This window comes from Rhodoferax sp. P1_F3 (genome assembly GCF_056405715.1).
Genome location: NZ_JBFUBO010000005.1, coordinates 145,402 through 166,133, shown reverse-complemented (window position 1 = coordinate 166,133; position 20,732 = coordinate 145,402). Strand labels below are relative to the sequence as shown.

Annotated in this window: 22 protein-coding genes; 16 read left to right on the top strand and 6 right to left on the bottom strand. The window is 63.1% G+C overall.

The features are described from left to right. The first annotated feature begins 20 nt into the window (after positions 1 to 20). Positions 21 to 548, top strand: a complete 528-nt coding sequence (locus tag AC1DZ5_RS10200; RefSeq protein WP_477888656.1) for a hypothetical protein — start codon at positions 21 to 23, stop codon at positions 546 to 548. Between the two features lie 9 nt (positions 549 to 557). Here the strand turns inward: AC1DZ5_RS10200 and AC1DZ5_RS10195 are convergent, their stop codons facing one another. From AC1DZ5_RS10195 to AC1DZ5_RS10185, 3 genes are all read right to left on the bottom strand, one after another. Beyond that, a complete protein-coding gene (locus tag AC1DZ5_RS10195; RefSeq protein WP_477888654.1) occupies positions 558 to 1,877 on the bottom strand; it encodes a PQQ-dependent sugar dehydrogenase in 1,320 nt (439 codons plus the stop codon). A gap of 24 nt (positions 1,878 to 1,901) precedes the next feature. Continuing rightward, positions 1,902 to 2,483, bottom strand: coding sequence for a ferritin-like domain-containing protein (locus AC1DZ5_RS10190; protein WP_477888652.1), 582 nt, complete (start codon positions 2,481 to 2,483; stop codon positions 1,902 to 1,904). Positions 2,484 to 2,579: 96 nt separating this feature from the next. Continuing rightward, positions 2,580 to 3,722, bottom strand: a complete 1,143-nt coding sequence (locus AC1DZ5_RS10185; RefSeq protein WP_477888650.1) for a M14 family metallopeptidase — start codon at positions 3,720 to 3,722, stop codon at positions 2,580 to 2,582. A gap of 110 nt (positions 3,723 to 3,832) precedes the next feature. Between AC1DZ5_RS10185 and AC1DZ5_RS10180 the strand changes: the two genes are divergently transcribed. After that, the gene (locus tag AC1DZ5_RS10180) at positions 3,833 to 4,036 is read left to right on the top strand and encodes a putative motility protein (RefSeq protein ID WP_477888648.1); all 204 of its coding nucleotides are present in this window, start codon (positions 3,833 to 3,835) and stop codon (positions 4,034 to 4,036) included. 6 nt (positions 4,037 to 4,042) lie between these two features. Here the strand turns inward: AC1DZ5_RS10180 and AC1DZ5_RS10175 are convergent, their stop codons facing one another. Further along, entirely contained in the window at positions 4,043 to 5,539 is a 1,497-nt protein-coding gene (locus tag AC1DZ5_RS10175; RefSeq protein ID WP_477888646.1) for a M48 family metalloprotease, read from the bottom strand. A gap of 80 nt (positions 5,540 to 5,619) precedes the next feature. Beyond that, positions 5,620 to 6,510, bottom strand: a complete 891-nt coding sequence (locus AC1DZ5_RS10170; RefSeq protein WP_477888644.1) for a LysR family transcriptional regulator — start codon at positions 6,508 to 6,510, stop codon at positions 5,620 to 5,622. Between the two features lie 108 nt (positions 6,511 to 6,618). On the opposite strand from AC1DZ5_RS10170, the gene AC1DZ5_RS10165 reads away from it, so the two are divergent. From AC1DZ5_RS10165 to AC1DZ5_RS10105, 13 genes are all read left to right on the top strand, one after another. Continuing rightward, positions 6,619 to 7,263 carry a glutathione S-transferase family protein gene (locus AC1DZ5_RS10165; RefSeq protein WP_477888642.1) on the top strand — a complete coding sequence of 215 codons (645 nt, stop codon included), beginning with the start codon at positions 6,619 to 6,621 and terminating at the stop codon, positions 7,261 to 7,263. 1 nt (position 7,264) lies between these two features. Next, on the top strand, positions 7,265 to 8,233 hold the full coding sequence (locus AC1DZ5_RS10160; RefSeq protein WP_477888640.1) for a pyridoxamine 5'-phosphate oxidase family protein: 969 nt from the start codon (positions 7,265 to 7,267) through the stop codon (positions 8,231 to 8,233). A gap of 59 nt (positions 8,234 to 8,292) precedes the next feature. Continuing rightward, positions 8,293 to 8,607, top strand: a complete 315-nt coding sequence (locus AC1DZ5_RS10155; protein ID WP_477888638.1) for a hypothetical protein — start codon at positions 8,293 to 8,295, stop codon at positions 8,605 to 8,607. 112 nt (positions 8,608 to 8,719) lie between these two features. Continuing rightward, positions 8,720 to 9,586, top strand: a complete 867-nt coding sequence (locus tag AC1DZ5_RS10150) for a DUF2971 domain-containing protein (protein WP_477888636.1) — start codon at positions 8,720 to 8,722, stop codon at positions 9,584 to 9,586. 525 nt (positions 9,587 to 10,111) lie between these two features. Then, the gene (locus AC1DZ5_RS10145; RefSeq protein ID WP_477888634.1) at positions 10,112 to 10,432 is read left to right on the top strand and encodes a hypothetical protein; all 321 of its coding nucleotides are present in this window, start codon (positions 10,112 to 10,114) and stop codon (positions 10,430 to 10,432) included. Between the two features lie 66 nt (positions 10,433 to 10,498). Then, positions 10,499 to 10,726, top strand: coding sequence for a hypothetical protein (locus tag AC1DZ5_RS10140; protein ID WP_477888632.1), 228 nt, complete (start codon positions 10,499 to 10,501; stop codon positions 10,724 to 10,726). 136 nt (positions 10,727 to 10,862) lie between these two features. Continuing rightward, the gene (locus tag AC1DZ5_RS10135; RefSeq protein ID WP_477888630.1) at positions 10,863 to 11,534 is read left to right on the top strand and encodes a hypothetical protein; all 672 of its coding nucleotides are present in this window, start codon (positions 10,863 to 10,865) and stop codon (positions 11,532 to 11,534) included. 197 nt (positions 11,535 to 11,731) lie between these two features. Then, complete coding sequence (locus AC1DZ5_RS10130; RefSeq protein WP_477888628.1) at positions 11,732 to 12,058, top strand: EthD family reductase; 327 nt, start codon at positions 11,732 to 11,734, stop codon at positions 12,056 to 12,058. 29 nt (positions 12,059 to 12,087) lie between these two features. Continuing rightward, positions 12,088 to 12,447 (top strand): DUF5329 family protein, encoded by a 360-nt coding sequence (locus AC1DZ5_RS10125; protein WP_477888626.1) that lies wholly within the window; start codon positions 12,088 to 12,090, stop codon positions 12,445 to 12,447. Between the two features lie 92 nt (positions 12,448 to 12,539). After that, positions 12,540 to 13,934, top strand: coding sequence for an ATP-dependent RNA helicase DbpA (gene dbpA / locus AC1DZ5_RS10120; protein WP_477888624.1), 1,395 nt, complete (start codon positions 12,540 to 12,542; stop codon positions 13,932 to 13,934). A 118-nt stretch (positions 13,935 to 14,052) separates the two neighbouring features. Further along, positions 14,053 to 14,289 carry a hypothetical protein gene (locus AC1DZ5_RS10115; protein WP_310340801.1) on the top strand — a complete coding sequence of 79 codons (237 nt, stop codon included), beginning with the start codon at positions 14,053 to 14,055 and terminating at the stop codon, positions 14,287 to 14,289. Between the two features lie 49 nt (positions 14,290 to 14,338). After that, on the top strand, positions 14,339 to 15,202 hold the full coding sequence (locus AC1DZ5_RS10110) for an alpha/beta hydrolase (RefSeq protein WP_477888621.1): 864 nt from the start codon (positions 14,339 to 14,341) through the stop codon (positions 15,200 to 15,202). 161 nt (positions 15,203 to 15,363) lie between these two features. Next, the gene (locus tag AC1DZ5_RS10105; RefSeq protein ID WP_477888619.1) at positions 15,364 to 16,560 is read left to right on the top strand and encodes a glycerophosphodiester phosphodiesterase; all 1,197 of its coding nucleotides are present in this window, start codon (positions 15,364 to 15,366) and stop codon (positions 16,558 to 16,560) included. A gap of 20 nt (positions 16,561 to 16,580) precedes the next feature. Here AC1DZ5_RS10105 and AC1DZ5_RS10100 read toward each other — a convergent pair whose 3' ends face one another. Continuing rightward, on the bottom strand, positions 16,581 to 19,724 hold the full coding sequence (locus tag AC1DZ5_RS10100) for an EAL domain-containing protein (RefSeq protein ID WP_477888617.1): 3,144 nt from the start codon (positions 19,722 to 19,724) through the stop codon (positions 16,581 to 16,583). Between the two features lie 131 nt (positions 19,725 to 19,855). Here AC1DZ5_RS10100 and AC1DZ5_RS10095 point away from each other — a divergent pair, with 131 nt between their 5' ends. Continuing rightward, positions 19,856 to 20,728 (top strand): arginase family protein, encoded by an 873-nt coding sequence (locus tag AC1DZ5_RS10095; protein ID WP_477888615.1) that lies wholly within the window; start codon positions 19,856 to 19,858, stop codon positions 20,726 to 20,728. The last annotated feature ends 4 nt before the right edge of the window (positions 20,729 to 20,732 follow it).

Sequence of the window (20,732 nt, the reverse complement as noted above, 5' to 3'; positions counted from 1 at the left end):
TTTTTTGATTGGAGTGCCCCATGAACACAACTACCCACCCTGGCGCGGACCATCGGGTGTCCGCCCTCTACACCACCCGGGAAGAAGCGATGCGCGTGCAGGCCCGCCTAGTCGGCCTGGGGTTTTCTGCAGACCGCATCGAGATACTGCAGGACATGCCCACCCCATCTGCGACTGAGGGCAGCGACGAGATTCTCAAACACATGGTGGTGGACGGTGCCATTGGCACAGCGGTGGGAACCGGCGTGGGTGCCGTGGGCACCGCCCTGCTGTGGGCGGCCAATATCACCCTGTTTGTGGCCAGCCCGCTGATTGCACCACTGGCCATGCTGGGGTGGTTTGCCAGCGTGGGCGGCATTGTGGGGGCGGTGGCCGGCACTGCCAGCAAAGAGGGCCGATTTTCAGAGCTGGTGATGGATGCCATCAAATCCGGCAGCGTGGTGCTGGTGGTGCATACCCAGGGCGAAACGGAACGGACCAAGGCATCCACAGAGATCAGCCAATCACTATTGGGCCAAGGCCAGGCCGCCCTGTCGCAGCCAGCGTAAATCGCGCGCTCAGTGGGGCCCTGCGGTCCGGCTGACGCGCCACACCACGTTGCCCACATCGTCGGCCACCAGCAGGGCACCGTGGGTGTCCAGTGCAACGCCCACCGGGCGCCCGCGCGCATGGCCGTCGTCGGTCAGAAAACCGGTCAACACGTCCTGGGGCGGGCCGGATGGCACGCCCTTGTCAAAGGGCACAAAAATTACCTTGTAGCCGCTGTGCGGGCGGCGGTTCCACGAGCCATGCTGGCCAATGAACATGCCCTGCGCAAACCCGGCGGACAACTGGTTGCCCTGGGCAGACGCCAGCCCCAGCGACGCCGTGTGGGGGCCCAGCGCGTAGTCCGGCAGGCGGGCACTGGCCACCAGGTCGGGGCGCGGTGGCGTGACCCGGCTGTCCACCTGCCCGTAGTAGCTGTAGGGCCAGCCATAGAAGGCTCCGTCGTCCACCTGCGTCAGGTAGTCGGGCACCAGGTCGCTGCCAATTTCATCGCGCTCATTGACCACGGTCCACAAGGCGCCTGTGCTGGGCTCCCAGGCCAGGCCATTAGGGTTACGCAGGCCCGCAGCAAACACGCGGTGCGCGCCGCCCGGCAGGTCCACCATCCAGATGGCTGCGCGCTCGGCCTCCACCTCCATGCCGCTCTCGGCCACGTTGCTGTTGGACCCCACGGTCACGTACAGCCGCTGGCCATTGGCGCTGGGGATGAGGTTCTTGGTCCAGTGGTGGTTGATGGGCCCTGCGGGCAGGTCCAGCAGTTTCTCGCCCGGCACCGTGATCTGCAGGTCCCCAGGCGCGTAGGGAAAGCGCAGCACCGCATCGGTGTTGGCCACATACAGGGTGTTGCCCACCAGCGCCATGCCAAACGGGGAGTGCAGCGCGTCGATAAAGACGGTGCGGGTATCGGCCACGCCATCGCCATCGGTATCGCGCAACAGGGTGATGCGGTTGGCGCTGGGCACGCCAGCCCCGGCACGGCGCATCACCAGCCCCATGATCCTCTCGCGCAACGTGGGGTGGGCATCGGGCTTGGCGGGCGCATTGCTCTCGGCCACCAGCACATCGCCATTGGGCAACACATACAGCCAGCGCGGATGGTCCAGCCCGCTGGCAAACGCCTGCACCTGGGTTCCTGCCACAGACTCGGGCATTTGCCCCGGCGCCCAGCCCACCGCCAATGCGGTGTTCACAGTTGGTATCAGCGTAGGGACAGGCGGCGGCAGTGTGGGGTGGGGCCCGGTTCCGGCAGACACCGGCAAAGTGGCGGTCTCACCGCACGCGACCAGGGCGGCACCCACAACACACACCATGGCGACCAGGGCGCAGCGCATGGCGGTAGGTCTGGTGATGGGCTACTAGATGATGGCGTGCAGGCCCAGCGTCTGCTGTACCGGAGGTGGGACAGTCGGCACATGCTGCAGCAGGTCGGACAGGTCATCGGCGTGTTCTTCTTCCACCGCCAAAATGGCTTCCAGCAGGCGTCGCGTAGTGGGGTCCTGGTTGCCCAGGTAGCCAATGAAGTGGCGGTAGCTGTCAATGGCGATGCGCTCGGCCACCAGGTTTTCGCGGATCATGTCCGCCAGCGTAGCGCCCTCCCGGTACTCGGCGTGGCTGCGCTCCAGCAGCGTGTCGGGGGCAAAGTCGGGCTCACCGCCCAGCTGCACAATGCGCTCGGCCAACTGGTCTGCATGGCTTAGCTCTTCGTTGGCATGGGCCAAAAACTCAGTCGCCACAGCCTGCGAATGGATACCACGCGCCATGAAGTGGTGGCGCCGGTAGCGCAGTACGCACACCAGCTCGGTAGCCAGCGCGCTGTTGAGCATTTTCAGCACCACGGGACGGTCGGCGGTGTAGCCCTCGGTCACCGCACCTTGCTCCATGTGAAGGCGCGCGCGCTCACGCAGTGCACCTACATCGATTTCATCAGACTTTCTCATTGCAACACCTCCAAGACGTAGCCCTAGCGTTCCTAGGAAAGTCTTCAGCATGGGGCCGGCGGCGGCCTTGTACTGTGCGGTGTCGCACACGCGGCGCTAGAAACCCACCTGCAACAGCGGCTGCAGCACGCTGGCGCCCAGCTTGCGGGAGCGCTCGCCGCTCCAGCCGTTCAGCACGTCGGGCAGGTTGGCGTTGTCTTTAAAAGGCATCTCGATGGTCAGGGCCAGGCAGCCGAACTGCTGGGCGATCCAGTTGGTGGCCAGCGTCATATTGGCCTGGCCTGGCGCCACTTTGCCGTAGTTCACCGCGTCCTGAAAATCCGGGCAGCTGGCCAGCCACACGGCCTTGAAAGCGTCTTCCAGCTCGGCCACGCGTGGGCTGTAACCGGGCGTGCCCTCGGAGCCCACGACAAAGTTGTAGGGCAGGCCTTCGTCGCCATGCACGTCCAGGCACAGGTCCACCCCCGTGTCCAGCATGGCCTGGCGCACCAGCAGCACTTCGGGCGATTTGTCGGCCGTGGGAGCAGCCCACTCGCGGTTCAGGTTGGCGCCGGCAGCGTTGGTGCGCAGGTTGCCCAGCACCGCACCGTCAGGGTTCATATTCGGCACCACGTAAAACACACAGCGGTCCAGCAGCACGCGGGCCACCGCGTCGTCACCGTCCAGCAGGCGTTCCAGCATACCTTCCACAAACCACTCGGCCATGCTTTCACCGGGGTGCTGGCGGGCGATCACCCAGACCTTCTTTTTGTCTTCCAGCGGCGTGGCGCCTGCTTCATCGGTGATGCGCAAGAGCGTCATGTCGCGCCCCTGCACCGTGCTGCCCAGGCGCTGCAGCTGCACCCAGGGCGAGGCGCCGACCGAGCCCAGCAAGTCCAGGTGCTGCTCGTACGAATAGGGTTCGAAGTAGGCGAAATACACCGCCTGTGCCATGGGCGTCAGGCGCGCAGTCATCTCCTTGCCGTCGTACTGGGTGTCGATGCGGCTCCAGTGCTGGCGGTCGTGGCTGGCCAGCACCTGGTAGCCCTCCCAGCCCTTGGGGTAGGCGCATTCCGATGCGTTCAGAAACCGCAGCGTGACCGGCTGGTAGGCCGCGCCATGCAGGCAGAAGTGGAACCACTGGGCAAAGTCGGATGCGCTGTCCTTGCGGATGCGCAGCTGGATGTCCTGCGGACTGTCCAGGCGCACCACGTCGATGGCGCCGGAGTCAAACTGGGTGGAGATATGGAGGGAGGGCATGGGGCAGTGCGGTTGGGTCCAGGGAGTCAGACCATTGTAGAAGTCGCCCTCAAGTTGGGGCGGCCCGCAGCCGATAACCATCCACCGCTCTTTGCATTTCCGGAGTTCTCATGAACATTGCCAGCACCCCCGCCGTGCAAGCCGCCAGCGCCGCCGCCCAAGGCAGCACGGCGGATGCCGTAAACATCCTGGTGCTGAAAAAGGCGCTGGACATGCAGGCGGTGTCAGCGGCCACCCTGCTGCAGGCCCTGCCCCAAATGCCGCCCCTGGCGACCAGCGGCAGCGTAGGCACCAAGCTCAATACCTTCGCCTGAGCCGCTTTACTGGCTGTCCACCACCTTCACCAACTGCCCCACAGCGGGCTCACCGCCGCCATAGAAGCCATTGATCAGGCGCAGCTGCTGCTCCGGCCGGGCAATGGGGGATGTTTTGGCCAGCTCCGCAAAACCGCCCTTGGGGTAAGGCACCGTCTTCAGTCCCCAGGGCCGGGCGGCGGCCCGGTCTTGCGCCGTGAGGGCCCGAAAGCTGCCCTCCACCTCGCGCACCTGGGCACGGGCGCGCTGCAGGGCGTTAGCATCTTTGGCACTGGTTTGCAGCAGATAAATCCGGTCGCTGGGGCCGGTGACCAGCGTGGCTTCCAGCGCCTGGGACTGGCCGTTGCTGGCAGTGCGCGTACCAGCAAAGCGCGTGGCGGGCAGGCCGTTGAGGGTGGTGGTTTCCACCTTGCCCTGGGTGGGCTTGAGCACGTTGCGGATCACCTCGGTGTGCGTCTTGCCCGCCTGTGGTGGCACTAGGCGCACGATCACGGCGGCATCGCGCGCGGTGTTCAGCAGGGCCAGCTGCTCGTTGTCGTTCTGGATGTACCAGCCCACGGGCGCGGTGACCGCAAAGTCCAGGGGCGCATGGTAAAAATTGCGCCCACGCACCAGCCCCTGGCTGGCGCTATCGCCAAAGGTCATGCCCGAGAGCGCCTTCAGGTAGCGGGTGCGGCCCTCGTCGCCGTAACCCGCATCGCTCTTGTACTGCGCCGCCAGCGCGGTGATGGTTTGCAGGCGCTGGTCGTTGCTGGGGTGAGAGGCCAGCCAGTCGCTGCCGCTGGGCACCGGGCGGCCTTCGGCCTTGGCCTGGTCGGCGGCAAAGCGTTCCTGGTTCTTCAGCACGGTGATCACGTCCACCATGTTGCGCGGGTCGTAGTGGATGCGCGACAGGTATTCGGCGCCCAGGCCGTCGGCCTGCAATTCCTGGTCGCGCCCGTAGGACGCGATGTAGCCCGCCGCCACGGTTTGCGAGGCCTGGCTGGCCAGTTGCCCGGCGCCGCCAAAGCCCTGCCCTTCCAACACCGCGCCCAACACCGTGGCCGCAAACACGCCCAGGCCCGCCGTCTGCTGGCGTGTGGCGCGCTGAGCGCCGTGGCGTGCGGTCACGTGGCCAATCTCATGGCCCATCACACCGGCCAGGTCGGCTTCGCTGTCCAGGTAGGCCATGATGCCGCGCGTCACATACACGTAGCCGCCGGGCAGCGCAAAGGCGTTGATCTCGGGGCTGTCCAGCACGGTGAAGTGCCACTGCAACTGGCTGCGGTGGCTTTGCGCGGCCAGCTTCTGGCCCAGCGCATTCACATAGGCCTGCACCGCGGGGTTGGCATAGGCGCCGTATTCCTTCATCACTTCTGCATGGCCCTTGGCGCCCTCGGCCACTTCGTCCTCTTCGCTCATCACCGAGCGCTCGGTCTGGCCGGTGACGGGGTTGACGGTGGCGGTGCCGCAGCTGGTGAGCATGAACGCCGCAAGCACGGCGCTGGAGATTTTTTGTTTCATGGCATTCCCTTTCTAACAAGGGGAGATCTTAGAGGTCTGACGGGGCTGATCCGTGCGGTGCAATACGGTGGGCCGTGCCTTCAGGGCGCCAGCCCTTTCAAGTCCAGCTTGATGAAATCGATGAAAGCCCGCGTGCGGGCCGGCAGCAGCCGGGCATGCGGGTACACCACGTGGATTGGGCGGGGCGGCGGCTCAAAGTCTTCCAGCACCAGCTGAAGCGTGCCCTGCGCCAGATGCGGCGCCACCTGGTACGAGATGAACAGGCCAAAGCCCATGCCGGCCAGGCAGGCGTCCAGCACGGGGGCATTGTGGTTGAAGGTGAGGTTGCCAGTGACCGGCACGGTGAAGGCCTTGCCCTGCGCATGGAAGGTCCACCACGGGCCGCTGGCGCCCAGAAAGCGTATGCAGTTGGCCTGCAGCAGATCACGCGGGTGTGTGGGCCGCCCCACTTGGGCCAGGTACTGCGGGCTGGCCACCACCACGCGGCGCAGGGTCCCCAAAGGCTGCGCCACCAGCGACGAGTCTTCCAGCATGCCGATGCGGATGCCCAGGTCTAGCCCCTCTTCCAGCAGGTTCACCACGCGGTCCGCCAGCACCACATTGCACTGCACCTGCGGGAAGCGCTGCACAAAGCGCATGACGGCGGGTGTGATGTGCAGCTGGCCAAACATCACCGGCGCCGTGATGTGCAGCTGGCCCGTGGGCTCGCTGACGTCGGCCACCAGCGCGGCCTCGGCCTCCTGCACAGCGCCCAGCAGTTGGCGGCAGCTTTCCAGGTAGTGCTTGCCCTCCTCGGTGAGCGACATGCGCCGCGTAGTGCGGTGCACCAGGCGCACGCCCAGGTGTGCCTCCAGCGCCGCCAAGGTGCGCACCATGGCGGGCAGCGACGACTCCAGCGCGCGCGCGGCGGCCGTCAGGCTTCCCGCCTCGGCAATCTGCACGAACGCTTGCATCGCTTTGAGTCTGTCCATGCCTGTATTAAACCGGATATCGGATGAGTCAAATCCAGTTGTCGCCATTTATCAATTTCAAGGCAATAAACACAATGGCGCTGTCTTCTTCTTTTTTGAAAGCCCCCCATGACAGCTCCACGCCCCACCACTCCCATTCGCCTGCACCGCATGGTCCTTTCGGGCCACTGCCACCGGGTGGAGCTGTTTTTGTCGCTGCTGGGCCTACCTGTGGAGCTGGTGGAGGTGAACCTGGGCGGTGGCGCCCACAAGGCCCCGGCGTTTTTGCAGCTGAACCCGTTTGGGCAGGTGCCGGTCATTCAAGACGGAGACGTGACGCTGACTGATTCCAACGCCATCCTGGTCTACCTGGCCAGCCGCTACGCGCCCAACCCCGAGGCCTGGCTGCCACGCGACCCGGTGCAGGCGGCAGCCGTGCAGCGCTGGCTCTCGGTGGCCGCCGGGCCGTTGGCGTCAGGTGCTGCAACGGCACGGGCCATCGCGGTTTTCAAACGCCCCACTCCGGCAGAAGAAGTCATCCAGCGCGCCCACGGCCTGCTGGCCGTGATGGAGGCCACGCTGCAGCACACCAACTACCTGGCGGGCGAACGCCCCACGCTGGCCGACCTTGCCAACTACAGCTACACGGCCCACGCGCCCGAAGGCCGTGTGGCGCTGGACGCCTACCCCCAGGTGCGCGCCTGGCTGGCGCGCATCGAGGCGCTGCCCGGCTTTGTGCCCATGGTGAAGACACCCCTGCAACAGGTCGCCTGAGATGGACCCGCGCACGCCCACCCTTGAACGGGCCTTTCACGCGGGCGAACAGGCCGTGCAAGCGCGCCTGGGTGTGCGCGAGCGGCTGGCCGCCGTGGGCAACGTGGTCATGCGCGACCACATGCCGGACCAGCACCGCAGCTTCTTTACCCAGCTGCCCCTCATCGTGGTGGGCTCGGTGGATGCCGACGGCCAGCCTTGTGCCTCTGTGCTGGCCGCGCCACCGGGGTTTGTGGCCTCACCCGACGACAAGACCCTGACCGTACAAGCCCTGCCGCTGGCGGCCGACCCGCTGCATGCCAACCTGCGCCCAGGCGCACGCATTGGCCTGCTGGGCATTGAACCGCACACGCGCCGGCGCAACCGCATGAACGGCGTGGTGACCAAGCTGCGCGACCACGGCTTTGCGGTGCAGGTGCAGCAAAGCTTTGGCAACTGCCCCAAGTACATCCAGGCCCGCGAACCGCTGTATCAGGCGCCCGGGGCCCACATGCCCCCCGTGGTACACCGCGCCGCAGGCCTGGACGCGGCTGCACGCCAGATGCTGACGCAGACCGACACCTTCTTCATCGCCACCGCCTACACCGGCACCGACCTAGAACAGCGCGGCCCCGCCCACGGCGTGGATGTTTCGCACCGCGGCGGTAAACCCGGCTTTGTGCGGGTGGACGGCAACACGCTGACTGTGCCCGACTTCATCGGCAACTTCTTCTTCAACACGCTGGGCAACCTGGCCGTGAACCCGCGCGCCGGCCTGCTGGTGGTGGACTACGCCACCGGCGACTTGCTGCACCTGGCGGTAGACGCCGAGATCATTTGGGACGGCGCGCTGTTGGACAGCTTTGTGGGCGCGCAGCGGTTGCTGCGACTGCAGGTGCGCAGCATGGTGCGTATTGATGCGGCGTTGCCGTTGCGGTGGGGTGAGGCGCAGCTATCGCCGGTGCTGGAGGCTACGGGAAGTTGGAACTAGGATTGGCCTTGAGCGCCCAATGCGCCAGAATCAGCGCAACGCAACCTACAACCCAGCTCATGAATCTCCGACTGATCGCCGTAACTGTGGCACTGTGCACGGGCCAGGCTGACGCCGCGTCGCTCCAACCCGTGGAAGCGGGACTCCAGCCTTTGTACGAACGCCTGGCCGCCATCCAATCGGAAAAACAGACGATCAAGCTGACACTGCAGGAACGTGATGTGGATGCGAAGGGCCGGGATGCCGCCTACCAACGACTCCAGGAAATGGATGCAGAGAAGCATGGGCTTGAGGATGCGATTGAGAAGGCGAAGGCTTTCGCACAGGCACCATTGGGAATGTTCGCGGGGCCTCTGGGACACTGGCAGGATTGAGCTTCTGCACTTCCGTTACGCGGCGGAAGCGGTCATCTGGCGGCATGGCTCGGTTTGTAAGATTTCGATGACTTTTTCATTCATTATTCGTTAGGCCTCACAGGACACACTGATGCGCCAACTCGACGACTTCTTCGCGGCGCCACTGGAGCGCCCGCTCTATCACTACACGGGCATTGAGTCTCTCGTAGGGATTGATCGCTCATGTTCACTTTGGGCAAGTCATGTCTACTACTTGAATGACTCCAAAGAGATCACTCATGCTTGCGACCTATTGCAATCTGCTATCGAGCCTAATCTTGTTTTTGGCAACCTGACTCAGCAAGAATTTGAGTTTGCAGAGCAATTTCAATCTTGGACGCGAAGCTTCTATCGCAACCAATACTGCCTCTTTGTCTTCTCGCTCTCTGAGGAACGATCCCTGCTGAGCCAATGGCGCAGCTACACACCTCACGGGAGGGGCGTCAGTATCGAATTCTCACCCACCACGCTACGGCGCATTGCAGGAGTTCAATTTCGTATTGCTAAATGCGTCTACGGGAACGTCGATCAACAAGCCATTCTGTCCAGCTTGTTTGCCAAGCTGCTAACAACATTTAGAAACGAGAGGCCGATTCCGGGACCGCCAAATCCGAGGGGAACGGAGTACTTTTATTTTCTAGAGCGTTTTCGTGGAGATGTACTGCAGGTTCTCGCGCTGCTCAAGCACGAGGCCTTCGCCGAAGAGAAGGAATGGAGACTCATCTCCGAGTACTTCCCAAGCTACGTATCTCCCCTCGTCAAGTTTCGACCCGGCGCGTCATTGCTCGTGCCCTACGTAGAGATTCCCATGCAAGAGCCACGACCGTACTTTGACAGCATTACATTGGGCCCCTCTCAGCATGAAGAACTTTCGCACTCTTCCTTGAGCATGTTCCTGAGCAACACTAGTCTGAGCAACGTAACCCACAACAGTCATATTCCGTACAGAGAGTGGTAGTGGTGAGCCACGGATTGAAACATCAAGTGCATTGCAATCAAATAAGTACTAACGAAAAATGGCCCAACTGGTTGTTCAAAGGGACGTCAACCTGCTCCGCGGCTTGCCGCCCCTTAAACGCGGGTGTTAAGGTCTGATTTGGAGTAGTGCGAAAGACCGCAATCAGTCTGTAGACGCCTCGGCTTCGCTGCGATAGCCGCCGTCTAGCAGTGGTTTGCAGGCCACCTAAAAATTGAATATAAAGCGGAATGAATAAGCAAGAAGACCCTTTGATAAGCGAGTTGCGAACTTTTCTTGATTCCTACGCTGAGCACGATCCTGACTGCCCGGCAGTTGATGCTACTGGGCCAGAAGTTCTTGACCTAGCCAATTGCACATGCGGTCTATCGCAACGTGAGCAAGAACTCATTGCGAAAATCGAACTTCGATTTGAACTTACTTCAGGCGGTGTAGCTTGAACGTCGAATCGCCGTGCTCTCTATCTTTGTGCTGTAACCGACTCCGTTTAGCGCCGGATAGGCACATATGAAACGTCACAAGGTCACATTTGAAGAATCTGCGATGCGGCATTGCTCACTGCGGCTCACAAATTGCGGTGGACCCACCTCCCACGGCGTTGATGGCTACGCCTGCGAGAACTGCCTGGCCTACATTGCATCGCGGTTCGCCGATGTCCAAAGCCTTAGCGAACTGCCCTGTGGATACTGCGCGATGATTCCAACTTTTGTAGGTATGCGCGGCTCTCCCATCTGCGAAACCTGCACTCAAGAAGGTCTAAAGGCGGCGCGACATTTCTACGCGCTCCACGGCAAGGATGCAGAAGGGCATAGCACTTCATGTCTCTGACTCAGCCATTTCACGGCGGAAGCGGGTCGTGGTTCCAACCTTCAAATGAAAGAGGAAATTCTGCTAATGACCGAAGCTCAAAAGTCGTCTTGGACAATTGCAAGTGATGTGGGTGATCGTGATGGCATCGGCATTGAACTCCAGATTGACGGCGAGATGGTTTTGGAAGTCTTTAGGGATGACACAAAGAAGACAAGAACAGTAACGCTTTTCAAGGGCGAAGCGCCCCTCAATCTCATTGAGGAAGCAATTGCCATATTTAAAAAAGAGATTCCGTGGGATTTTCAGGACTAGGCCTGGTAAGCACCTTCAGACGACCGCTTTCAGTCTGTTGGCGTCAAGGGCTGTGGCCGAATACATTCTTCTAACGGTTGGGTATCAGTCTGATACGCTCCAATGACATTTCTATACGTTATTCGCTTGCAGTCTTATGGATACACAGCACACTCCTATTCTCAAGCGCGTCGGCGCTGTCTTGTTGGTAGTCGGCTTGATCGACATTGCGGTGATGATTTACTGCATTGCCAACCGCATTTCGTATTCGTCGAGCTTCAACATATTTGCGGTATTCGCTGGCATCTTTCTGCTGCGTGGCAGTCTTCGGGCGGCTTCGTTAGTTCGGTGGTTCGCTGTTTTTATGCTTGCAGCTTTCGTTGCATTGCTGATTGCATGGCCCTTCATGCAGCCCTTCGCCCTTACGCTCACACAGTTCCGCCTTAATCCGGGTACGTCATTTGCTAAGTTCACATTTATGGCGTTCGTTCTAGGCCTCTTTGTTTGGCTAATTAGGGAACTTGGGCGCGAGCCAGTCATAGCCGCCCGTGCCAGCGCTGGGAGAAAACAACGTGACATGCGCATTCCCGCAGCAGCAGGCGTTGGGTTGGTCATTGTCATGGGCACCTTCATCGCCCTCTTACTAAGCGGTGAATCGGCGGACCGCGCGAAGTCCATAGCTGAGCAGCAGGTCGGCCCAGGCTATCGTCTCCACGTCAGTTCGCTAAACATCGCCAAGAACAATAAAGGCACATTTGTTTCTGGCGTTGTCACAGCCTGGAAGGACAACGAAATTTTGGACCTCCCAGTGCATTGGGAGGAGCGGTGAAACTGCTAACGCATCAATCCACCGGACCTGCGCAAACAGCCATGCAGGCCGGTGTATTCAGACGTTAACGACTGCTTCGGAGCGCAGAGAATGTCCGCAAGCAGTCTGCAGGCGCCTCAGCTACCCGGCACAAGCGCCCGTTGTCATCGTCACAGGCTGCGGCGCTCAATTACCATGCGTTAACAGGAGAAAACCCGATGATCAAAGTCAGTGTCATGTACCCGTACGCCGCAGGCGCGCGATTCGACCATGCTTACTACCGCGAGAGGCATATGCCAATGGTGAAACAGCGGCTCGGCGCTGCATGTCTGTACTACACGGTGGACAAGGGCATCGCAGGCGGTGCTCCGGGCACTGACCCTGTTTACGTGGCCAAGTGCGACTTCATCTGCACTTCTGTCGAAGCTTTCCAGGCTGCCCGCGGCCCGCACGCGCAGGAGATCAGGGGCGACATAGCCAATTACACGGATATACAACCTGTGCTGCAGTTCAGTGAGGTGGTTGTAGAGCGTTCGGAAGTCTGACCAAGGTTCGATAACCGTACAGCGTCGACATGAAAAAGATCATCGCAACATTAGCCTTAGGACTCTTGACCGGCCTTGCCCATGCGTCTCCAACGCCTGCGCCAATTCGCGCCGAAGTCGACGCGTTGATGGCACGGCTTCAATCTTCTGGCTGCCAATTCGATCGCAATGGATCCTGGTACAGCGCCTCCGACGCCAAAGACCACATCCTGCGCAAACTCGAATACATCGAAAGCAAGAACGGCATTCAAAGCACCGAGCAGTTCATTGAGTTGGCTGCTTCCAAAAGCAGCTCATGCTTATTCGAGCTTCGCATGCAGCAGGCAAACCATGAAAGCCACGCGAGATTCACCTCAGCAAGGCTATTTATACAGGAAACAGGCCCCTAGCCCACGTGGAATATGCGCGATCAGCTATTAAAACAATAGCACCTAGAGCCACCAGCCAACCGACCGCACACCCCAGCCCCGATAATCGGGGGATGACCGCTTTCTCCTCTCTCCCCCTCTCCCCCACCACCCTCGCCAACCTGCAGCAACTGGGCTACGAGTCCATGACGCCCATCCAGGCTGCCAGCCTGCCCGTAGCACTGGCTGGGCAAGACCTGATTGCCCAGGCCAAGACCGGCAGTGGCAAGACGGCGGCCTTTGCGCTGGCCCTGCTGGCCAAGCTGAACCCGCGCTGGTTTGCCGTGCAGGCCATGGTGCTGTGCCCCACGCGCGAGCTGGCGGACCAGGTGACGGTGGAGATTCGCCGGCTGGCGCGCGCCGAAGAAAACATCAAGGTGGTGACGCTGTGCGGTGGCGTGGCCACGCGCGGCCAGCGCGCCAGCCTGGAAAACGGCGCACACATCGTGGTCGGCACGCCGGGCCGCATCATGGACCTGCTGGAGCGCGAATACCTCTCGCTGGAGAACCTGAACACCCTGGTGCTGGACGAGGCCGACCGCATGCTGGACATGGGCTTCTTCGAGGACATTGCCACCGTGGTCAAGCAAACGCCCAAGGAACGCCAAACCCTGCTGTTCTCGGCCACCTACCCCGAGGGCATTGCCAAGCTGGCCCAGCAGTTCATGCGCGACCCGCAACAAATCACGGTGAAGGCTCCCGCGGCTGAAAACACCATCGAACAGCGCTTTTACGAGGTGGAACGGAGCAATCGGCTGGACACCGTGGGCCTGCTGCTCAACCACTTCCGCCCCGTCAGCACCATTGCCTTTTGCAACACGCGCCAGCAGTGCAACGAGCTGGTGACGCTGCTGCAGGGCCAGGGCTTTGTGGCGCAGGCCCTGCATGGCGACCTGGAGCAGCGCGACCGCGACCAGGTGCTGGCGCAGTTTGCCAACCGCAGTTGCTCGGTGCTGGTGGCGACCGACGTGGCCTCGCGCGGGCTGGACGTGAAAGAGCTGGACCTGGTCATCAACGTGGACATCACGCCCGACGCGGAGGTGCATGTGCACCGCGTGGGCCGCACTGGCCGCGCGGGACAGTCCGGCCTGGCGGTAAGCCTGGTGTCCATGAACGAGATGGGATCGGTCGGCAAGATCGAGCAGTACCAGAACGCGCCGTCGGTCTGGTTCAAGCGCGATGAGCTGGCGCCCACGGGAGAAAACGGGAAATTGGGCCGCCTGCTGCCGCCCATGGTAACGGTGCAGATTGCCGGTGGCCGCAAGGAGAAAATTCGTCCCGGCGACGTGCTGGGCGCACTGACCAGCCTGGACGGCGGCCCGGCCTACACCCGCGAGCAGATTGGCAAAATTGCCGTCACCGAGTACTGTACCTTTGTGGCCGTGGAACGCAGCATTGCCAACGAAGCCTGCGCCAAACTTAACGCCGGCAAGGTCAAGGGCAAGAGCGTGCGGGCGAGATTGTTGTAAGGTTTTTTCCTACACGCTTTACAGCGCGTGTCGGACTCCAGTTCACGGGGACTGTGACTACAGTTCATCCAAGCGCCAGTGTCATTGCACAGCGCAAGGAACCCACCGGAGAACTGCCATGAACGACACCACCACCGCCCTCAACCCCTTCAGCCTGATGATGGAGCCTGAACTGGTTTTGCAGACCATGGAACGCTCCCAGCAGCTGCGTGGCCTGCGCCGCCACAAGCTGCGCCCGCTGGACAAGCCCCTGATTCCCTATACCAAGGAAGCACTGGCCAACCGCGCGGCCTATGACGCCGCCATCGACGCCGAAGACCTGGAAGCCCAGGCCGACGCCTACCTGCTGAACTGAAACTGCATTTGCGCGGCTACCATGGGGCTTATTTCTATCCCTAAGCCCCATGCCCAAGCTCTACCGCGACTTTGACACCCAGGCGCAGATCGATGCGCAGTACAACCCCTCCATTGCGCTCGCCGACGCCTCCGCACCAGGCAAACACTTTGTGGCGCAGGCCAGCAAGGCGCGCAGCACGCTGAAGAACCACCTCGACATTCCGTTTGGCCCCACGGTGCACGAGACGCTGGACATCTTTCCGGCCGACGCCCCCAACGCGCCCGTGTTCGTCTTCATCCACGGCGGCTACTGGCGCGCCATGTCGTCCAAGGAGTTCAGCGGCGTGGCGCTGGGACTGCAGCCGCTGGGCATCACCACCGTGGTGGTGAACTACGCGCTGTGCCCCTTTGTCACCATTGCCGAGATCACGCGCCAGTGCCGCGCCGCCGTGGCCTGGACGCTGCGCAACATCGCCCAGTACGGCGGTGACCCCACGCGCGTGGCCGTGGGCGGCCACTCGGCCGGCGGCCACCTGAGCGCCATGTGCCTGGAAACCGCGTGGGACACCGACTACGGCCTGCCGCGCGACCCGCTCAAAGCGGCGGTGCTAATCAGCGGCCTGCACGACCTGCAACCATTGCGCTACAGCTACCTGCAGCCCATGATCCAGCTGGACGAACACACGGTGCGCCACTATTCCCCCGCGGCCAATGTGCGCGCCTGCCCCACACCCACCTGGGTGACCTGGGGCGGGGCCGAGAGCAGCGAGTTTGCACGCCAGTCCGCGCTGTACCACGCGGCGGCGCAGGCCCTGGGCAACCCGACCGAGCTGCGCGCCGTGCCGGGTGCGGACCACTTCACCATCGTGCACGAGCTGGAGAGCAGCGACAGCCCGATGGCGCAATGGTTGCACCTGCAGTTGCGCACCTGATACATACAAAATGGGGCTCTAGCCCCCGTGGAATATGCGCAAGCAGCTCCTAAAACAGGAGCAACTCAGGTCTAGGCGGAACACGCGTCCGTCAACGGATTGACACGAAACTTTCACAATCGATGGCTAGCATCGGCCGCTTCTTTACCTAGGAGTAGTGCATGCCTTCGATCCCGTTTCGCCTTCACCCTGCTGCCAGCGCCGCGCTGCTCTTGGCCCTGGGTCTGTCCGCCTGTGGCACCGCGCCCGGCCAGCGCAGTGGCCTGCCCACGCTGGATGGCCAGTTGCCCCTGGTGATTGCACACCGTGGCGCTTCCGGCTACCTGCCCGAAGAAACGCTGGAGGCCTACACCCGCGCCATTGAGCTGGGTGCGGACGTGATCGAAATGGACATTGTGGTCACCAAGGACCGCCAGCTCATCACCCGCCACGACCCCAACCTGGCCATGAGCACCGATGTGGCCAAGCACCCCGAATTTGCATCGCGCAAGAAGACGATCCAGGTGGACGGTGAAACGCAAACCGGCTGGTTCAGCGACGACTTCACGCTGGCCGAGATCAAGACCCTGGGCGCCATCTCCACCGACGCGGAGCGCCCCCAGCAGTTCAACGGCCAGTTCAAGGTGCCCACGCTGCAAGAGGTGATCGACTTGGCCAAGGCCCAGTCCGCCAAGACCGGCCGCACCATCGCCATCTACCCCGAAACCAAGAACCCCAGCTACTTTGCTGCCCTGGGCCTGCCCATGGAAGACCAGCTGATCGCGCTGATCACCAAGGCCGGCTGGAACAGCAAGAGCGCACCCATTTTTGTGCAGTCGTTTGAACCCAGCAGCCTGAAGTACATGAAGAGCAAGGGCCTGCAGACCAAGATGGTGCAATTGATTGACGGTGACAACGTGGACCTGCGCACGGGTGCCGTGACCTTCGCCCTGCCCAGCGACCGCCCCTACGACTGGACCATCATGGGTGACAAGCGCAACTTTGATGTGATGGTGACACCTGAAGGCCTGGCCGAGATCAAGACCTATGCCGATGGCATTGGCCCCTGGAAGCGCTACATCATCAGCACCAAAGGCACTATCGGCGCCGATGGTAAGCCCGTGGACGTGAACGGCGACGGCAAAGTCAACGACGCCGACGCCACCAGCCAGCCCGCCACGCGCCTGGTGGCCGATGCGCACAAGGCCGGGCTGTTTGTGCACCCCTTCACCTTCCGCAACGAGTCGCGCCGCCTGGCGGCCGACTACCAGAAGAACCCGGCTGCCGAATACACCGCGTTCTACAAAACCGGTGTGGACGGTGTGTTCACCGACTTCACCGACACAGCCCTGGCCGCGCGCAAAGCGCTGGCGCAATAAGCCTTCGCGGGCTTAGCAGCCTAGCGACCGCGCCGGCGGTTAGGTGGGTCGTCCTGGCCTTGCAGCCAGGCGACAAACTCGTCGATCGGCTGCGGCCGGCTGAAGCAGTAGCCCTGCAGCTCGTCGCAGCCCAGCGCGGTCAGTGTCTGGGCGGTGGGCAGGTTCTCCACGCCCTCGGCCACCACTTTCAGGCCTAGGGTGTGGCCCAGCGCGATCACGGCATGCACGATGGCCGCATCGGCGCTGTCGTCCAGCATGCTCTGCACAAACGACTGGTCCACCTTGAGCTTGTCGATCTCAAAGCGCTTGAGGTAGGCCAGGCTGGAATAGCCCGTGCCAAAGTCGTCAATGGCGATTTGCACACCCAATGCCTTGAGCGCCGACACCTGGGCCTGCGCGGCCCCAGGGTTGTCCATCAACTGCGATTCCGTCAGTTCCAGCTCCAGCTGGTGCGGCGGTATGCCGCTGGCGCGCAGCACCAACTCCAGCTGCCCCACCAATTCAGGATCGGACAGCTGCGCCACCGAGAGGTTGACCGACAGTTCCAGCCCCTTGCACACGCCCTGCGCCTCCAGCGCCATCCACTGGGCGCAGGCCTCGCGCAGCACCCACAGGCCAATCGGCTTGATGAGCCCGGTCTCTTCTGCCAGGTGGATAAAGTGCCCGGGCGCCACCTGGCCCAGCATGGGGTTGTTCCAGCGCAGCAAGGCTTCCGCGCCCTGCACGCGGCGCGTGCGTGCGTTCAGGCGCGGCTGAAAGTGCAGGCTGAACTCGTCATTCGCCAGCGCCTGGCGCAGCTGGCCTTCCATGGTTTGGCGCGCCAGCACGCGCTGGTCAGTCTCGGGTGAGAAAAAGCGCGCGGTGTCGCGCCCGGCGGACTTGGCCTCGTACATGGCGGCGTCGGCACGGCGCATCAGCTCGTCCTGGTCGGTCGCATCGCCCGGGTACAACGCCACGCCTACGCTGCAGGACACGGTCAGCTCATTGCCGTCCACCAGCGCGCTCTGGCGAATGGCGGGAATCAACCGCTGGTTCACCATGGCGGCCAGTTCCTCGTAGCTCACCACGTGGCGCAAGATCACCACAAACTCATCACCGCCCAGGCGGCTCACGGTGTCGTCGGCGCGCACCGCATTCGTCAAACGCCGCGCCACGGTGCGCAGCAGGCCATCGCCAATGTGGTGACCCAGCGTGTCGTTGATGAGCTTGAAGCGGTCCAGGTCGATGAACAGCACGGCCACCTGCTCGCCGGTCACGCGTGCCTGGGCCAGCGCCTCGCCCAGGCGCTGCTGGCACAGGGAGCGGTTGGGCAGCTCGGTCAGCACGTCGTGCTGCGCCAGGAAGCGGATGCGCTCCTCCTTGGCCTTGCGGTCGGTGATGTCGATGGAAATGCCGATGTAGTTCACCACCTCGCCGCTGGTGGCGTTCTTGTGCACGGCCGACACCATGAGCCATGCCGGGTAGGTGTCGCCCGACTGCTTGCGGATGTGCACCTCGCCCTGCCAGGCGTCTTTGTCTTCCAGGTCGGACCACAGCATGTCCTGGGGGCTGTCCATCACCAGTGAGAGGTCATGCCCTATCACCTCGTAGAAGTCGAACGCCGTGCTGCGGCAGAAGGCCCGGTTCACGCTGATGATCTTGCGCGACTCGTCCATGATGATGATGCTCTCGCTGGACGCCTCAAACACCTTGGCCCACAACTCCAGGCGCTGCTCCATCACCTTGAGTTTGTTGATGGGGGCAAACGCGGTGAGGATGGCATCACGCCCCTGAAACTTGAGCCGCCGCGCGGACAGCACGGCCCAGGACGGCATGGTGCCGCCCAGCCAGCGCACCTCGAATTCGTCCACCACCCCAAAGTCGGCCAGGCGCTGGAAGAAGCGGCCACGCACGCTCGCCTCCAGTCCGGTGCGCCAGGGGTCCAGGGTCTGCCCACCCAGCCAAGGCTGGGCCGGTGCATTGGCGTGCAGCACCTCGTGGTCGGGCACGGACGTCACCACCATGGGCATCGGGAAGGCCTCCACCAGCTCCAGCTGCGCTGCGGCCGCGCGGGCGCTGGCCGCTAGCTCCTGCTGGGCCAGGCGGTCTCGGTCCAGCTGGGCCAGCATGCCGTTGAAGGCGGTAAAGAGTTGGCCAATCTCGTCGCGGCTGTGCCAGCTGGCGCGGTGGGCGTAGTCGGCGGTGCGCCGCACCTCGTCGGCCACACGGGCCAGAGCCTGCAGCGGACGCGCAATCTGGCTGGCCACCAGGTACACCAGGCTCAAGATGCAGCCCAGCAGCAAAAAGGCAGTGCCCAGGTGCAGCCACATGCGGTGGAACAGCCCGTCCACGCGGGCATCCAGCAGCACCTGCAACTGCTCCACGCCCACACGCCAGGCATCGTTCAGGGCGGACAGCGCCTGCTGGTAGGCCTGGTCCAGCTCGGCCACCTGGGCCGCCGTGGGTTTTTCTTGTGCCGTGGCCTGCACCGTGACGGCAAAGGCCCGCCCGGCCTGCAGCAGGCTTTGCCGGGTTTCCAGTAGCGCGCCTTTCAGCTGGGGCGAGCCCGCCAGCCAAGCCTGCGCGTAGTCCGACTCCATACCCTGCAGCACCGCATCCAGCCGGCCCACCAGGGTCAGCAGCTGTGCCGTGGGGTTGGCGCCGCGCTGGTTCTGGCCCCAGTTGCGCATGAAGTCGCGGGTGTCAAACAGCACCTGCAGCAACTCGGGAAAGCGCAGCACTGTGAGCGACATGACGTAGTAGCTGTCCAGGTCCGGGTCCAGGATCAGGTTGGACTGGTTGCCCACGACAGTGAGCAGGTCGCGACCCTGGGCCAGCAGCTGGGTTTTCTCGCGCGTGCCGGCGTTGCCGGCCAGCAAGGTCTGCAGGCGCTGCGAGGGATCCGTAGTATTCAGCTCGGCATCGTGCTGGGCGCGGATGGCCTCAAAGTCCTGCAGCGCAGGTGCCGGTGTCGGCACGATGAACACGCCCATCAGATTGCGGCGCACCACCTCGGTATAGCTGGCACCCACAATTTCCTTGCGCGCAAAGTCGATGGCCAGGTACTTCTCGTGGATCAGGATGCCCGAGACGTAGATCACCGCGGTCAGGTCCAACAGGTAAATGAGGGTGAGCTTGCGCCCCACGCTCAAGCGCCCCAGCCACAGCGGAATTTTTGACAACATGGTGTGTGTGCCTAACAGCCACGCAGCCCCGCGCCGTTGCGGGGTTTCGGGCTCCCCCCAGGGCTAGCAATAAGCGCACCAACTTGGCGCAAGCCCGCCGGATAATCCCCGGGCCTCCACAGGAATCCTACATGCCCGCCCCCTCACAAGCACACCTACCAGCCCCCCTTACCTCGGCCGCAGCGGCCTGCCTCACCGTGTTCCAGGGGCGGGTGGCCGACCGCAACCCGCTGGGCATGGCCGGGTCGCAGCGTATGGGCCACGCCCTGGCCCAACGGCTGGCACTGCAGCCCCACGTGTTGGGCACCCCCCGCACGCCACTGGCCGCCCGGTGGGACGTGGAACTGGACGCTGCGCGCGAGGAGCTGCACGCCCTGGCCCAGGCGCTGGACCACGCCCTGCAGCGTGGTGCCACCCCCATCACCACGCTGGGCCGATGCGCCGCCGCCGTGGCCACCTTGCCCGTGGTGGCGCGCCACCATCCGGAGGCACGCATCGTCTGGTTCGACGCCCATGCGGACAGCAACCTGCCGTCCAACTCCACATCGGGCTACCTCGGCGGCTTGGTGCTGACGGGTGCGGCCGGGCTGTGGGACACGGGCCTGTCGGGCGATCTGCAACTGGCTCAGGTGGTGTTAGTAGGGGCACGCGACATCGACCCCGCGGAGCAAGCCCTGATCGACAGCGGCGCGCTGCGCTTGGTGGCACCGGGGAAGGGCTTGGCAGCGCGACTGGCCGCCGCCATCGGACGCAGCCCGGTGTATGTGCACCTGGACTGCGACGTGCTGGAACCCGACATCGTGCCGACGGAGTATCGGGTCCCCGGTGGCTTGACGCTGGCGGACTTGCACGAGGCCATGTCCACCCTGGCAAAGAACCCCGTCGTGGGCCTGGAGATTGCCGAGTTTCAGGCCCGCTGGCCGCAGACCGACGCCGAGGCGTCGCCCGAACCCCTTATCGACGCGCTGGGGCCGTTGCTGGCGAAGATCTGCCCCGGCGTATAAGGGC

Bases quoted from the DNA above. Each gene is read 5' to 3' on its own strand.
- dbpA (WP_477888624.1), top strand. From the start codon at position 12,540: ATGACCGCTTTCTCCTCTCTCCCCCTCTCCCCCACCACCCTCGCCAAC.
- AC1DZ5_RS10165 (WP_477888642.1), top strand. From the start codon at position 6,619: ATGACAGCTCCACGCCCCACCACTCCCATTCGCCTGCACCGCATGGTC.
- AC1DZ5_RS10100 (WP_477888617.1), bottom strand. From the start codon at position 19,724: ATGTTGTCAAAAATTCCGCTGTGGCTGGGGCGCTTGAGCGTGGGGCGC.
- AC1DZ5_RS10145 (WP_477888634.1), top strand. From the start codon at position 10,112: ATGAAACGTCACAAGGTCACATTTGAAGAATCTGCGATGCGGCATTGC.
- AC1DZ5_RS10175 (WP_477888646.1), bottom strand. From the start codon at position 5,539: ATGAAACAAAAAATCTCCAGCGCCGTGCTTGCGGCGTTCATGCTCACC.
- AC1DZ5_RS10110 (WP_477888621.1), top strand. From the start codon at position 14,339: ATGCCCAAGCTCTACCGCGACTTTGACACCCAGGCGCAGATCGATGCG.
- AC1DZ5_RS10095 (WP_477888615.1), top strand. From the start codon at position 19,856: ATGCCCGCCCCCTCACAAGCACACCTACCAGCCCCCCTTACCTCGGCC.
- AC1DZ5_RS10185 (WP_477888650.1), bottom strand. From the start codon at position 3,722: ATGCCCTCCCTCCATATCTCCACCCAGTTTGACTCCGGCGCCATCGAC.
- AC1DZ5_RS10130 (WP_477888628.1), top strand. From the start codon at position 11,732: ATGATCAAAGTCAGTGTCATGTACCCGTACGCCGCAGGCGCGCGATTC.
- AC1DZ5_RS10135 (WP_477888630.1), top strand. From the start codon at position 10,863: ATGGATACACAGCACACTCCTATTCTCAAGCGCGTCGGCGCTGTCTTG.
- AC1DZ5_RS10155 (WP_477888638.1), top strand. From the start codon at position 8,293: ATGAATCTCCGACTGATCGCCGTAACTGTGGCACTGTGCACGGGCCAG.
- AC1DZ5_RS10125 (WP_477888626.1), top strand. From the start codon at position 12,088: ATGAAAAAGATCATCGCAACATTAGCCTTAGGACTCTTGACCGGCCTT.
- AC1DZ5_RS10115 (WP_310340801.1), top strand. From the start codon at position 14,053: ATGAACGACACCACCACCGCCCTCAACCCCTTCAGCCTGATGATGGAG.
- AC1DZ5_RS10200 (WP_477888656.1), top strand. From the start codon at position 21: ATGAACACAACTACCCACCCTGGCGCGGACCATCGGGTGTCCGCCCTC.
- AC1DZ5_RS10160 (WP_477888640.1), top strand. From the start codon at position 7,265: ATGGACCCGCGCACGCCCACCCTTGAACGGGCCTTTCACGCGGGCGAA.
- AC1DZ5_RS10170 (WP_477888644.1), bottom strand. From the start codon at position 6,510: ATGGACAGACTCAAAGCGATGCAAGCGTTCGTGCAGATTGCCGAGGCG.
- AC1DZ5_RS10150 (WP_477888636.1), top strand. From the start codon at position 8,720: ATGCGCCAACTCGACGACTTCTTCGCGGCGCCACTGGAGCGCCCGCTC.
- AC1DZ5_RS10140 (WP_477888632.1), top strand. From the start codon at position 10,499: ATGACCGAAGCTCAAAAGTCGTCTTGGACAATTGCAAGTGATGTGGGT.
- AC1DZ5_RS10105 (WP_477888619.1), top strand. From the start codon at position 15,364: ATGCCTTCGATCCCGTTTCGCCTTCACCCTGCTGCCAGCGCCGCGCTG.
- AC1DZ5_RS10190 (WP_477888652.1), bottom strand. From the start codon at position 2,483: ATGAGAAAGTCTGATGAAATCGATGTAGGTGCACTGCGTGAGCGCGCG.
- AC1DZ5_RS10195 (WP_477888654.1), bottom strand. From the start codon at position 1,877: ATGCGCTGCGCCCTGGTCGCCATGGTGTGTGTTGTGGGTGCCGCCCTG.
- AC1DZ5_RS10180 (WP_477888648.1), top strand. From the start codon at position 3,833: ATGAACATTGCCAGCACCCCCGCCGTGCAAGCCGCCAGCGCCGCCGCC.